Genomic DNA, 11,449 nt, shown 5'->3' with positions numbered 1-11,449 from the left:
GGCAGCAGGATAGCGTATGCCTCATTTTTATCATGCCAAACAAAACCTGTTGATCTCCACCAGTTATAAGGTCATGTACAGCCGTTTGGTTGATGAGAAATCTTTAGATCCGGTTACCGCTTCATTTTTGCCTTTGGCCCTGAATAATGGCGCAGACTATTATGTCATCGTTCGCAGCCCCTGTAGCCGGCTGCTCTCTTTCTTTAACGATAAATTTCGCCGTAATATCCGCAAGAAAAAACCGGGAAAACTTAGTTGGCAAGACTGCCAGCGGTTATTTTTTCAGGTATTAGACCTCGACCAACAGACGGATGATAACAGCAAGCTGCAGAGATTTTTGCAGACATCTTACCGGGAATTTATCGACTTTTTACCCGGGGTTTATCAGCGCGATGTTCATTTACAGCCCCAGTGTTATTTGCTTAATGAAATAGCTTCAGCATTGAAATCACAGAGGATAACGGCAAAGCTTTCAAATCCCGGCGGGCAGGAACCATCAATGACCTTGAATTTGTCCAAAGTTACGCCTTATCAGCTGGTGCACCTTGAATCAAGAAGTGAAACCACAGCACTTGCCAGGCGCAGCGGTATCAATCTTGGCCGTAAGGTTAATGCCACACAAACCTTGTCTTTAGATGAAGCCGATATCAGCAAATCTGTTGATATAGGTTTATGGCAAAAGATTTATCAACTCTACCATACAGATTTTAACTTGTTGGGTTATGCACAGCCCTTAGACAAGGATGACATCGGTTGTTTTCAACACCTCCCTTACGTCCCGGTATGACATCATTAACATGATACAAGGAGCGTAGTTTATTGATGATTTGGATGTTTTTAAGATATATTTATGCAAAAAGTGCTCTGCTAATAGCCAGGCATGTCACGATTAAAATAATCTTGGGAGAAAGAATGCTTAGTGTTAGAGAAGCCAGCCAGTCTGATATCGACACGGTTTATGCGTTAATTATCGCCATCGCAAAACACCATGATCAGCAGCAATACGTTATTACCGATAAAGCAGAATTGCTACGTGCCGGCTTTGGCGATAAACCTGAATTTGGTGTGCTGCTGGCGGAAATAAACGGGGAAGTTGCCGGTTACTGCTCGTATACCTGGAATTACTCCATCTGGCTAGGGGCCCGTTATATGAATATTGATGATGTTTTTGTCTGGGAAGATTTTCGTGGTCAAAAGGTTGGTGAAGCTTTGATGTTGAAGGCCAAAGAAGTCGGTTTATCCCGTGGGGCAAGCCGTATTCGCTGGGAAGTTGAACAAGATAATCACGGAGCCATCAAGTTTTACCGGCGCTTGGGGGCAAATGTCGATATTAAAGGGGTTTGCCGCTGGCAACTGGCTTAATAACTTAAACATTAAAACTGGGGGGGGGGAAATGCTGACAGGCTTGAATCATATTACCATTGCTGTCAATAACTTACCGGTTTCTTTTAACTTTTATGTCAATCTTTTGGGCATGAAGCCCCATGCTAAATGGCACAGCGGTGCCTATTTGTCTTTGGGGGAGCTTTGGTTTTGTTTATCCTGTGATGTCAGTTGCCCCGCCGGTGACTATAGTCACCTGGCTTTTGATATTTCTGCTGCCGACTTCCCCCTTATCCGGGATAAATTACTTATCGCCGGGGTTACCACCTGGAAAGAGAACAAAAGTGAAGGGGAGTCCCTTTATATTCTCGATCCGGACGGACATAAGCTGGAAGTTCATGTTGGCAACCTGGCGCAGAGGCCGGCATCATTAAAGTTAACCCCTTATTCCGGTTTAGAGTTTTATTAAGGTAACTTATCCCGGGTTATACTTATGTTAGTCTTGTTTTTAGCCGGGAGTTTTAATGAAATATTTTGCCTATGGCTCAAACATGTCTTTACGGCGTTTGCAGCAAAGAACTCCCAGTGCTGTTCCGATAGGGCTTTTTTTCTTAGCCGGTCATGATTTAAGATTTCACAAAGTCGGCCAAGACGGCTCCGCCAAATGTGATGCTTTTTATACCGGTTCAGTTAGTGATCGTGTTTACGGGAGATTATTCGAGATAGCTGAGCAGGAAAAATACATTTTAGATCACGCAGAAGGCCTGGGGGCGGGTTATGAAGCAAAGCTGGTGAGTGTCGTTAATGACGCCGGCTTTGCCGTAAATGCAGCGATTTATTACGCCACCGATATAGATACCTGGCTGAAGCCTTTTTCCTGGTATAAAGAGCATGTGCTTATCGGGGCTCGGGAATGTAAACTTGCCCCCGACTATATTCAAAAGATCATCCGGATAGAGACTATTGAGGATCCGGATAAATATCGTTGTGCTCAGCAAAGGGCGATATATAAATAATGGCTTATTATTGACGTGAGTTGTTAAAAAATAATCCGATCCTGTCTTTGATTTTGTTGTCTTCGTCTATCTGTTATTATGCCGCCATACTGAGGTTATCGGAATTTCTGCTTTTTATGTCTTTGTTTTCAAAACTTTGCTTTGCTGTTTTCTCTGTTGTTTTGCTTGATGCCTGTGCCGGCAGATCACATCCGTCAGTCGCTGATATTGCCAAAGATTATTTTCATGTTTATGCACAGCGCAGTGATTTTGATGCTTTTATGTCTTTTTACGGTGAAGATGCCCAGTTTAATGACATTATTTATGGCCACCACGCAAAAAATAAAGCGGAAATAGCGAATTTTCTTAACTGGGACAATGGCGAGTTCTCATTGAACCGGGGCAATAAAATCCTGACGGTGACCGAGCAAGTAACCGAAAATAATACTGTGTTCACCCGGGGCTATTTTCATCCGTTTAACTATAACGGCAAAGCCATGGGCCCCTGGTTATTCGTGATTGTTTTACAGTTTGATGGTGATAATAAAATCATCAAACAGAGCGACTGGATCAACTATACCCCCAGAAAAGACTTTTTGGGCGGGCCAAATATGAATCAGCAATTGTTAAAACAAGCACAATAATTAACTGCCCGGAGATAAAAGTAATGGATAATATATTTGAGCATATACCCGCAGATTTAAGCGAAGAAGTCTTTGAGCAGCTGGCGGGTAATGACAAGGTACAGATAGAGCGTATTGTCTCTAAGGGACAAAGCTCGCCTGAATCAGGATGGTATGATCAGGCGCATAACGAATGGGTTATGGTATTAAAAGGCCGGGCAAAACTCTGCTTCGAAGATTTAAGGGAGATCACCCTGGGCCCGGGTGATCATCTTGATATCAAGGCGCACCAAAAACATAAGGTCAGCTGGACCGATCCCGACGTTGAGACCATCTGGCTGGCGGTACACTATCAGGATTAAGCCGTATTTTTAAAGGATTGCACTCTGATTGCACAGCTAAAGTTTAAGCCGGTAAAACAAGGTTTCATTGCCGTGGCCCGGTATGTGGCAGAAACCACACTTTTCCAGCAGCGAGATTGATGCGATGTTGTTTGCGGCAACACCGGCATTTAAGGTGGAGATGTTTTTCATGTGTTTGTAATAGCGGATCAGGGCCGTCAGCATTTCTGCGGCATATCCTTTGCCCCAATACTGCTCTGCCAATAAATAGCCGATATTGATTGCTGCTTTGCTTTCCGCTACGCCATGAAGCAGGATAGCAGCGATAACCTGCCGCGCAGGTTTTAACTGCACGACAAGTAACTCACTTTCTGCCATGGTTTGCTGCAGCCAGTGCAGTGCTTTAGAGCGGCTATTTATCCCGTGAAAACTCATCGGCAAGGGCTCTACCACCTTTGGGGTCAGCAGTGTCGTCATCGCATCGGCCAGGGCAAGTTTATCCTGTGCAAACAGCTCTCGGCCCCGGCAGATAACCAGACGTTCGCTGGCAAATAAATCAGTCATGTCCTTTAGCCGACATGTTTTGACGAAATGTTTCTTTCATTTGATATCCCTTAATAGCCGGCGCTGCAAGGGCGCACAAGATCAAATGGCCAAACATGATCAGGGTTGCGGTGGCCAGGGCATCTAGAAGCCAGGCCAGGGGCATCCCCAGGCTGCCCAAAAATTCAGGCATAACGCTAAGCGCGTTAATGGTAAAGATATCAGTTATCGCGTGTAGCGCCAGGGCACACCAAAAGCCAAAGCAAAAAGGACAACGCCAGGCCTCATAAAGATAGGCAAGCGGCGCTGGCAGATGCTTAATGATGCTGTTAAACCAGGTGCCCCAGTCCGGCAGTTTTTCCCAGAATAAAGTATGCAGGGCGATGCCCATCAGGGCCAGGGTAAAGGTCATAAAAAAGTTCCTCTTTTTGGTCGTAAACTGTTGCTAGTAAAAGCCATTATCAGCTGAATGTTTGATTTTGGGATTATCCTCCCTTCATCATGCCTTTTATATGGCGGTTATTGTGCAATAATCGGCTTATTGTTTGATTGTGCCTTTATCCAGGCAAGAGAAAATGTATTACTGGGGGAAATAACCTTAGGAAAAATATGCTGATCTTAGTCCGGTATGCCTCACAGCCTGATAGTGAGGAAAAATCTTTAGTGATTTTGTTGTGCAGCGCATTGCGAAAAGGCACTCGGAAAAATAACCGATAAACTTTGAAGTTCCTTACGATCATATTAAGCGCCAGTGGCTAACACTGGCACTGAAAAAGCCTTGTCTTAATCGTGACTTTAGCCGCAAATATCCTGGTTTGCCCTAAACGGTTAACACACCATTTCAGGTTTTTCGCTCAGGTGTGCAACTTCTTCCCGGGAGCGCTGGCATACCTTGGAATATAACGCCAGATGAGCCGGAGTCAGCTCTCCCGTGGCTTTGAGGTAATTGATGATCCGGGTTCTCAGCTCAATAAACCGCCAGCTGTTATCCAGTAAATTCGTTTGGGAAATACTGCCGGGATTGGCTGTTATTAAAGCGCCGGTCTGGTTATCAAAGGCCAGTTTATGATTGTTCTTTAACAACCGGTACATAAGTTCATATTCCTGGCTGCTTTTTTGCCTGACTGACCAGCCCCCCAGGGCGACCAGCGCGCTTTTGCGAAAAAGGTTGGCGCTGGTTCTGCCAAGCTTTGAAGCAATTAAGCCATGCCAGTGATCATTATCCGGGTAATGCATTGAACAATCCCCGGCCAGGTTTTGGTATTGGTAGGCACCCGCGATAAAATCGGCATTGTTTTGGGCCAGAATACCGGCTTGGCGGCAGAGTTTATTTTCAAGTAAAAGATCATCGGCATCAAGAAACTGGATATATTCCCCCCGGGCATTTTCCAGCCCCAGGTTTCTGGCATTGGCGGCGCCTTGGCCTTGTTCGACGTCAAGGTATTCTATCTCTCCCTGTGATGCCAGGGAGGATAATATTTGCGGCGTAGTGTCGGTTGAATGGTCATTGACACAGATAATTTGCAGGTCAACATTTTGTTGCCGTGTGGCAGAGGCAACGGCATCTGAGATGCTTGCCTGGGTATTGAAACAAGGAATGATCACAGAAACACACAAGCTTTGCCTTTTAGTCATATTAATATCCATATCATTAAGCTTAAGTAAAGGAGAAGAGAAATACCTCATCTATAAAAATAGATGACTTTTTCAGTTATTGTTATCTATATGTTATCTATACTGAAAAAATAGCTTAAGCCGGGGCCGTGGGTGATCCACCAGTTAAGAACAAGCTAAGAATAAGTTAAAATATATTATTGTTCCCGGCAGCACTGTCAGCAAACTTTTCAATAATCCATCAGGGAAGGGGAGTTTATATGCTTTCGCATGATCAGCTTGACCCCGGGGGGACGGTTTCGGAGTATGAGCTTAACCGTCAAAACCCGGAGGGGGAAGGGCGCAAGATCAATGATACTTTCCCGTTGATCGTTTGCCTGAACCTGAAAAGGCGCAGCGATCGCCGGCAACGGATGCAAGCACGCTTTGCCGCCAATCAGATAACCAATGTTGTGTATTTTGATGCCATCGACGGCATCCGGACATCTGTCCCTGATAGCTGGCCGTCAACTCCGGGAGCATACGCTTGCCTGCAAAGTCATGTCGCCATTGTTGAACACGCCCGTCATTTGGGGGTCAGCAGCGTACTTATTTTCGAAGACGATGTTGAGTTTGCCGAAAACTTTCAAAATAGGTTCTTCGCCGTGCTGGAGCGTTTACCCGCCAACTGGCAGATGTTTTTTCTCGGTGCGATAGAGCTTGAAGACCCCGTACCGGTTTCCCCGGGGATCACACGTATCACCAAGGCATATTCCACTTTTGCCTATGCCATACACCAAAGCTTGTTTGAGCCCTTTATTCAGTTAAACAAAGGCTCGCAGCAGCTGCTTGATATCAACAATTTTATGCTTCAGCAAAATCACCCCTGTTATTGTGCCCATCCTTACCTGGCCTGGGTGGACAGTGGTTACTCCGATGCCCAGGAAAAAACTGAAAACCATTGGTATCTGCGTGAATCCCTGATTTTATTCGGACAAAGTGCCAACCGCCTGCTGGAAAAAACCTGTGTTTTTATCCATTTAGCCAGCAATGCCAAGCTCTCAGCACTGGAAAATTTATATTTTCTACTCGATTATTACTTTGAATATTTCCAGGGCTATTTGTCGGTTTGCATTCTTGAACAGGGCAAATACTCGATACTGGATCATACTCGTGTGCCACAAAATACCCGCCACATGCTCTTTAGCGGCAATAATACCAAGGAGCAAAATTTTGCCCGGGCAGCAGACAAGCTGGCAAAAGCGTTTGATTATCTGGTGCTTTCAACCAATGGTTTATATTTGCAGCCGATGGATTTTCGCGGCAATTTGCAAATGTGCCGGCGTTATCAGTTCACATCCGGCTTTTCCCGTCAGATAAAGTTAACGGCTACAGACAGTCAGATGCTGAAGCAGAATGCCGATGGCAAAGGGCTGGACTTAACTCACTATCAAAGTGGCGCTCAAACGAGCAGTGAATTTTATTGGCGGCAAGGGGTTGATAACAAGCAGTTTAAGGCAGATGACTGTTATTTCTTTATTGAAACTAAGCTGTACCTGAGCCTTTGTGAACATTCGCTCGTTAAAGATAAACAGTCGGGGGTTGATCTTTGCCACTTGCAACAGGAACGTTCTTATTATCAGGCGGTCAATAACGCCTTGTTGTTATCCACCTAGTTATCAAGGCTTAGCGATTGACCATCGTGAGTGAGTAATTGGGCCAGTTGTTGCTCGGTGAGTTCGCGCATGCGATTAAATTCGTTATGCAAGTATTGTGGCAACTCGGGTAAAAGCCGGGTGCGCTCCATGACCGTGCGGCGATTCTGCAGCAGGCTTAAGGTTTGTTTTAAGCTTCTGGGTTTGTTGGCGGCGGCGCGTTCTACCCGGCTGGCATCGTCGAAACTGCGTACATGGGCAAAGAGTGCCGGGATAACCCTGACCCGACAAACTTGGTATAGTTTAAGCTCTAACTCCCAGTCTTCGCAGGAAATTAAATCATCGGCAAAAAGCGGCAGCCCCAGGGTTGGCAATAAGTCCCGGCGTAAAGTGATAGAGCAGGTCGCCACCGAATTTTCACAATTGGTCCATAACCAGTCGCATTCTTTAAGCCAGCATTCGCGTTTGTTGCAACTTGCCTGCAGGCCGTTAAATTCAAAACGGCTTTGCTTGTTTGCTTCTCCTTCGGCAAAGCTTAAACTGTCGGAGATCACCACTTGTGTTTCTGGAAAGCGCTCAAAAGTGTCAAGCTCAGCTGCTAATTTCCCTTCCAGCCAGAGATCGTCTGAGTCCAGAAATGCCAGAAAGGTGCCGCTTGCCAGGGCAACCCCCTGGTTGCGGGCATAACCGCTGCCTTTTCTTTGTCTGAGCCTGCGATAGACAAGGGTACCGGCCTTTATTTGCCTGGCATAAAGCTGTTGTAATAATGCCCGGGTATGGTCGCTGGAGGCATCATCTATGACGATCACTTCTATGCTGCCGTCCGGACCTTGAAGCAGTGCGCTGTCAATGGCGTCACATACCCAGTTGGCGCGGTTCCAGCTGGGTATGATCACGCTAAGCAAAGGAGCTGACATCACTATGTCCCTGCGGTTAAACCGGGGAAGTATCTTCGGCTTCTTTTAAGCGTCGAATGCTGTGGCCAAGGGCAAGTTGATAATTGGCTATGGCTTTTCGGGTCGAACAGGCTTTGGGTTCGCGGATAAAATTAAGGGCCGGGCTTAACCTGGCATTGCCTGCGATACGGGCCACCGGGCTTATGCTTTTTTGCAGTGCAGGCGTGGCATAACTGGCGGAAAAACCGATGCGGGGCGATGAGCTTAAGTTGGCTTGTGAGCCGTGAACCATTAACGGGTGATGCACACTCATAGATCCGGCAGGCATTTCAATGTCGATGGCATTTTCAATTGCTGTTTGTGCGGTAGTACCGCCATAGGTGAGGTTATTGGCATGGGGGATTTTCGGATGAGGCAACAGGCCCTTAGTGTGTGAGCCGGGTATGAATTGCAGACAACCGTTTTGTGCACAGCTGGGAGTCAGGCCAAGCCAGATGGTGGGAACATCGGGGCCTTCCTCCTGTTCGGTAAAGCCGTCCTGGTGCCAGCCGACGAAGTGATCACTGTTGGGATGTTTATAAAAAAAACGCGTTGATTTGAGCAGGATGTCTTCCCCGATCAGCTGACGGATAATATGAATGATCGCCGGATGGGTGCTGAGCTGCCAGGCCCAGGGAAAGATCTCATGGGCGCCGTCAAAACGGCCGATATTTCCCCCCAGCTGGTTACAGGTGAGCATAAGATGATGGCGGAAGTAGCTCAGCTCGGCTTTAGATAAAATCTCAATGCCGCTGATATAACCGAATTGGTGGTAATGTTGCAACTGGCTCTGGCTGAGTGTTTTAGCTGAGCGGGGCTGGGGAGCGAACTTGGCATTATCGGTTTGCTGGTTAGTATTATCCATAATATTTTCTTCAATTATTATTGGTTTGTAGCTCAATAAGCAGGAAGATAAACCTTGTTTAAAAAACTCACTCTTATTTATCTGTGTATTTTTTTTGCTGGCCGGGGCCGTTGATCTGATTATAGTTTATAATCATGAATGCGACATTAATGACAGCGATAACGCATTAAGTGGAAGTTAAAACGGCTGTCTGAAACGGAATATTTAGGGATAAACCAGGAGGGATCATGAATCATTCATTATATCTATCATCCGAAGACCAAGCAGCTTCTACTGAAAGCGCTCCTGTTGCTAGTGAAGAGTTAACCAAGCCCCAACAAGGCCTTGCCTTGATAGGTTCCTGGGCTAATACCAATAAAAACAGCCAGGAAATTCGAAGGTTTGAGATCCAGGAAAAGGTCCCCGGTGACAAGGATAATGTTTTATTGCTTAGGGTGTATTCGGCTGCAGATGAGGGAGAGAAGAACTGGGGCGAAACCGAGATCACCACCTTATTTGAAGATGACATCAATAAGGCCGGTTTTGATGCTTTTGTTGCCGAATATCGTTTTGAACATGAGCAGGTGCGCTTGCAGGCCAATATGAACTTGGGCTTGATCATCATGACCGCTTTGCATACCTATAAAGGCGATGGTGATCACAAAAATTATTTTTCCAGAGAATATTTCAGACGACAAAGCACAATTTAAATCAGGGAAGTGAGAATACAATGTCAAAACTAACCATAACCAATGTGATTTCGGGGCAACAAATTTTAAGCCGTAAAATAAAACCGCCGGAAGTAAAAGATATCACCGAAGAAGATAAGAGCAATACCAAGCGAACATCCACCAATACCCGCGAACCCACTCTGGATAAAATATCGGCCAGCGAAGGTGAACCAGGCGCCGGGGAACCGGTTGTACTTTTGGGGAGATGGCTTAATACCGAACAAGGCAGCAAAGGTTTTTGTGAGATTGAGTTTTTAGATGCCAAACAACAGGTTACAATGCGCGCCTTTGGTTTGGATGAAAAGGGCAATAAGGTAGAATTAGCCGAAGTTGGCGTCGATATCTTTTCAGACAATGACACAGCTGTCGGTAATAAATTTTCTGCCAACTTTGATTTCCCCGCGATTAAAGCCAGCCTGCACGGCTGGGTGAAACAAGGGGTATTGGTGATATCTGTTTTTAATGTCTATAAAAATAGCGATAACGGCCGTAACTATTTTTGCCGGGAATTCTTCTATGCAGCCTAACCCGGCTGAAAGCCTGCCCAGGATTTGCCTTGTACGCAAGTAAGTCATGTATTGGCACTGAAACTCAGATCAATACATGACTTTATTAACCTTCGTTTATGTCGGACTGATCGCGGTTACCTCTATCATTAACAGTGCACCTGCCGGCAAGGCGGGGACCTGAAAAGCGGTACGGGTTGGTTTTGCCGGAGTCACCGTATCCCCCGGCAGCCAGGCGGCATATATCTGGTCGATCACCTTATAATCTTTGATGTTTGCCATCAACAAGGTGACTTTGGCGATATCTCCCCGGGTACAACCGGCACTATTGAGCACGGCATCGATATTGGCCAGTGTCCTGTGGGTTTGCGCTTCAATGCCGGTTTCCATGTCACCGTCTTCATTGCGCCCGGTTTGCCCGGATAAAAAAATAATATCGCCACTGGCGCGGATGCCTTGGGAATAGGTGCCAAGCACAGGTGCGGCGGCATTGGTCTGAATACGAGTTTTATGCATGGGTTTTGTCCTTTATTAGTCTGTGCTGTTGTCCTTTTCCCTTACGAAAGTTAAACCTGCTCGGCCGGTACCAGGTATTCTGCGCTTAAAGGGATCTCGACATTTAATTTAACCGGCTTGCCGGCCATATCGCTCAGATCAAGCAATTGCGGCAGCTCCGGGTGAATGATCTGCAAAATCACCACATTGGCAGGGTCGTTAAATTCCAATTCAAAAAAGTGAAACTGGCTGATATTGGAAGCGTAAATCCACAGGTTGTCCTGTTCACGGATATAACGGCTGAAAGAGTTGCTTTCCATAGGCTCAGTGCGAATTTCGGTCGGTGTGTTTTTTAAGATCTCCTTGGTGAGCTGGAAATTATCCAGGGCTATTTTCCAGCTTTGCTGATAAGAGCGTTTGCTTGAGCCCCGGGTCCGGGGCAATCTTCCCTCTTGTTTCAAGCGGATATTCTCGCGGATAAAGGCCTGTTGTTCATTTTCTACCGGGTAGTCGGCATCGGTTAACCGTTGCAGAAACTCTTGCTGACTATTGCTGCTGAGCCAGTTGTTGCGGATAAGGTGAAAATAACTGACTGCCGCCGGGTTAATATCAAAAAAAGTGAGTTTTTTGGGCCGCCATAGGGGCAACAGGTTCAGGCCATATAAACCGCCGACCACGCTGATCATATGGATATTATCACGCCGTTTCGGCTCGACCTGATAATAGTGATGTTCAAATTCTTTGAATTCTCCGAAACTACCGTCTTGATCGCCGTCATCTGTGCCATAAAAAACGTTTTCAGGTACATCATGATAGATTTCACGGTTAAAGGCCCTGGGGGCAAGTTTTTGCTTTTTCATGGTGT

Annotated in this window: 16 protein-coding genes; 9 read left to right on the top strand and 7 right to left on the bottom strand. The window is 46.1% G+C overall.

What is annotated here, in order from left to right:
* Positions 1 to 16 precede the first annotated feature (16 nt).
* The 6 genes from QL234_RS09485 (at position 17) to QL234_RS09460 (ending at position 3,303) form a co-directional block, all read left to right on the top strand.
* Positions 17 to 787, top strand: coding sequence for a sulfotransferase family 2 domain-containing protein (locus QL234_RS09485; protein ID WP_281557574.1), 771 nt, complete (start codon positions 17 to 19; stop codon positions 785 to 787).
* A gap of 125 nt (positions 788 to 912) precedes the next feature.
* Complete coding sequence (locus QL234_RS09480; RefSeq protein WP_281557573.1) at positions 913 to 1,362, top strand: GNAT family N-acetyltransferase; 450 nt, start codon at positions 913 to 915, stop codon at positions 1,360 to 1,362.
* Positions 1,363 to 1,393: 31 nt separating this feature from the next.
* Positions 1,394 to 1,792 carry a fosfomycin resistance glutathione transferase gene (fos, locus tag QL234_RS09475; protein WP_281557572.1) on the top strand — a complete coding sequence of 133 codons (399 nt, stop codon included), beginning with the start codon at positions 1,394 to 1,396 and terminating at the stop codon, positions 1,790 to 1,792.
* Positions 1,793 to 1,847: 55 nt separating this feature from the next.
* Positions 1,848 to 2,339, top strand: a complete 492-nt coding sequence (locus QL234_RS09470; protein WP_281557571.1) for a gamma-glutamylcyclotransferase family protein — start codon at positions 1,848 to 1,850, stop codon at positions 2,337 to 2,339.
* Positions 2,340 to 2,455: 116 nt separating this feature from the next.
* On the top strand, positions 2,456 to 2,962 hold the full coding sequence (locus QL234_RS09465) for a nuclear transport factor 2 family protein (RefSeq protein WP_281557570.1): 507 nt from the start codon (positions 2,456 to 2,458) through the stop codon (positions 2,960 to 2,962).
* A gap of 23 nt (positions 2,963 to 2,985) precedes the next feature.
* Positions 2,986 to 3,303 carry a cupin domain-containing protein gene (locus QL234_RS09460; RefSeq protein WP_281557569.1) on the top strand — a complete coding sequence of 106 codons (318 nt, stop codon included), beginning with the start codon at positions 2,986 to 2,988 and terminating at the stop codon, positions 3,301 to 3,303.
* Positions 3,304 to 3,339: 36 nt separating this feature from the next.
* Here the strand turns inward: QL234_RS09460 and QL234_RS09455 are convergent, their stop codons facing one another.
* From QL234_RS09455 to QL234_RS09445, 3 genes are all read right to left on the bottom strand, one after another.
* Positions 3,340 to 3,846, bottom strand: coding sequence for a GNAT family N-acetyltransferase (locus QL234_RS09455; RefSeq protein WP_281557568.1), 507 nt, complete (start codon positions 3,844 to 3,846; stop codon positions 3,340 to 3,342).
* Positions 3,839 to 4,237, bottom strand: coding sequence for a hypothetical protein (locus QL234_RS09450; RefSeq protein WP_281557567.1), 399 nt, complete (start codon positions 4,235 to 4,237; stop codon positions 3,839 to 3,841). Before QL234_RS09450 ends, QL234_RS09455 begins: the two co-directional genes overlap by 8 nt.
* A gap of 416 nt (positions 4,238 to 4,653) precedes the next feature.
* Positions 4,654 to 5,460 carry a glycosyltransferase family 2 protein gene (locus QL234_RS09445; protein WP_281557566.1) on the bottom strand — a complete coding sequence of 269 codons (807 nt, stop codon included), beginning with the start codon at positions 5,458 to 5,460 and terminating at the stop codon, positions 4,654 to 4,656.
* A gap of 239 nt (positions 5,461 to 5,699) precedes the next feature.
* Between QL234_RS09445 and QL234_RS09440 the strand changes: the two genes are divergently transcribed.
* Positions 5,700 to 7,094: a glycosyltransferase family 25 protein gene (locus QL234_RS09440; RefSeq protein ID WP_281557565.1), complete on the top strand. Its 1,395-nt coding sequence runs from the start codon at positions 5,700 to 5,702 to the stop codon at positions 7,092 to 7,094.
* Here the strand turns inward: QL234_RS09440 and QL234_RS09435 are convergent.
* Positions 7,091 to 7,990, bottom strand: coding sequence for a glycosyltransferase family A protein (locus QL234_RS09435; RefSeq protein ID WP_281557564.1), 900 nt, complete (start codon positions 7,988 to 7,990; stop codon positions 7,091 to 7,093). The genes QL234_RS09440 and QL234_RS09435 overlap by 4 nt on opposite strands.
* A 16-nt stretch (positions 7,991 to 8,006) precedes the next feature.
* A complete protein-coding gene (locus QL234_RS09430; RefSeq protein ID WP_281557563.1) occupies positions 8,007 to 8,873 on the bottom strand; it encodes a phytanoyl-CoA dioxygenase family protein in 867 nt (288 codons plus the stop codon).
* Between the two features lie 227 nt (positions 8,874 to 9,100).
* Here QL234_RS09430 and QL234_RS09425 point away from each other — a divergent pair, with 227 nt between their 5' ends.
* Entirely contained in the window at positions 9,101 to 9,562 is a 462-nt protein-coding gene (locus QL234_RS09425; protein ID WP_281557562.1) for a hypothetical protein, read from the top strand.
* A gap of 20 nt (positions 9,563 to 9,582) precedes the next feature.
* Complete coding sequence (locus QL234_RS09420) at positions 9,583 to 10,110, top strand: hypothetical protein (RefSeq protein ID WP_281557561.1); 528 nt, start codon at positions 9,583 to 9,585, stop codon at positions 10,108 to 10,110.
* A gap of 96 nt (positions 10,111 to 10,206) precedes the next feature.
* Here the strand turns inward: QL234_RS09420 and QL234_RS09415 are convergent, their stop codons facing one another.
* Complete coding sequence (locus QL234_RS09415; RefSeq protein ID WP_281557560.1) at positions 10,207 to 10,605, bottom strand: RidA family protein; 399 nt, start codon at positions 10,603 to 10,605, stop codon at positions 10,207 to 10,209.
* A 50-nt stretch (positions 10,606 to 10,655) separates the two neighbouring features.
* Positions 10,656 to 11,444 (bottom strand): hypothetical protein, encoded by a 789-nt coding sequence (locus QL234_RS09410; RefSeq protein WP_281557559.1) that lies wholly within the window; start codon positions 11,442 to 11,444, stop codon positions 10,656 to 10,658.
* Positions 11,445 to 11,449 lie beyond the last annotated feature (5 nt).

This window comes from Thalassomonas sp. RHCl1 (assembly GCF_947387555.1).
In the GTDB taxonomy this organism is placed as follows: Bacteria; Pseudomonadota; Gammaproteobacteria; order Enterobacterales; family Alteromonadaceae; genus Thalassomonas.
This window is presented reverse-complemented; position numbering and strand designations above follow the sequence as displayed.

Coding starts and splice junctions, on each gene's coding strand:
- QL234_RS09485 (WP_281557574.1), top strand. CDS start 17: ATGCCTCATTTTTATCATGCCAAACAAAACCTGTTGATCTCCACCAGT.
- QL234_RS09480 (WP_281557573.1), top strand. CDS start 913: ATGCTTAGTGTTAGAGAAGCCAGCCAGTCTGATATCGACACGGTTTAT.
- fos (WP_281557572.1), top strand. CDS start 1,394: ATGCTGACAGGCTTGAATCATATTACCATTGCTGTCAATAACTTACCG.
- QL234_RS09470 (WP_281557571.1), top strand. CDS start 1,848: ATGAAATATTTTGCCTATGGCTCAAACATGTCTTTACGGCGTTTGCAG.
- QL234_RS09465 (WP_281557570.1), top strand. CDS start 2,456: ATGTCTTTGTTTTCAAAACTTTGCTTTGCTGTTTTCTCTGTTGTTTTG.
- QL234_RS09460 (WP_281557569.1), top strand. CDS start 2,986: ATGGATAATATATTTGAGCATATACCCGCAGATTTAAGCGAAGAAGTC.
- QL234_RS09455 (WP_281557568.1), bottom strand. CDS start 3,846: ATGACTGATTTATTTGCCAGCGAACGTCTGGTTATCTGCCGGGGCCGA.
- QL234_RS09450 (WP_281557567.1), bottom strand. CDS start 4,237: ATGACCTTTACCCTGGCCCTGATGGGCATCGCCCTGCATACTTTATTC.
- QL234_RS09445 (WP_281557566.1), bottom strand. CDS start 5,460: ATGACTAAAAGGCAAAGCTTGTGTGTTTCTGTGATCATTCCTTGTTTC.
- QL234_RS09440 (WP_281557565.1), top strand. CDS start 5,700: ATGCTTTCGCATGATCAGCTTGACCCCGGGGGGACGGTTTCGGAGTAT.
- QL234_RS09435 (WP_281557564.1), bottom strand. CDS start 7,990: ATGTCAGCTCCTTTGCTTAGCGTGATCATACCCAGCTGGAACCGCGCC.
- QL234_RS09430 (WP_281557563.1), bottom strand. CDS start 8,873: ATGGATAATACTAACCAGCAAACCGATAATGCCAAGTTCGCTCCCCAG.
- QL234_RS09425 (WP_281557562.1), top strand. CDS start 9,101: ATGAATCATTCATTATATCTATCATCCGAAGACCAAGCAGCTTCTACT.
- QL234_RS09420 (WP_281557561.1), top strand. CDS start 9,583: ATGTCAAAACTAACCATAACCAATGTGATTTCGGGGCAACAAATTTTA.
- QL234_RS09415 (WP_281557560.1), bottom strand. CDS start 10,605: ATGCATAAAACTCGTATTCAGACCAATGCCGCCGCACCTGTGCTTGGC.
- QL234_RS09410 (WP_281557559.1), bottom strand. CDS start 11,444: ATGAAAAAGCAAAAACTTGCCCCCAGGGCCTTTAACCGTGAAATCTAT.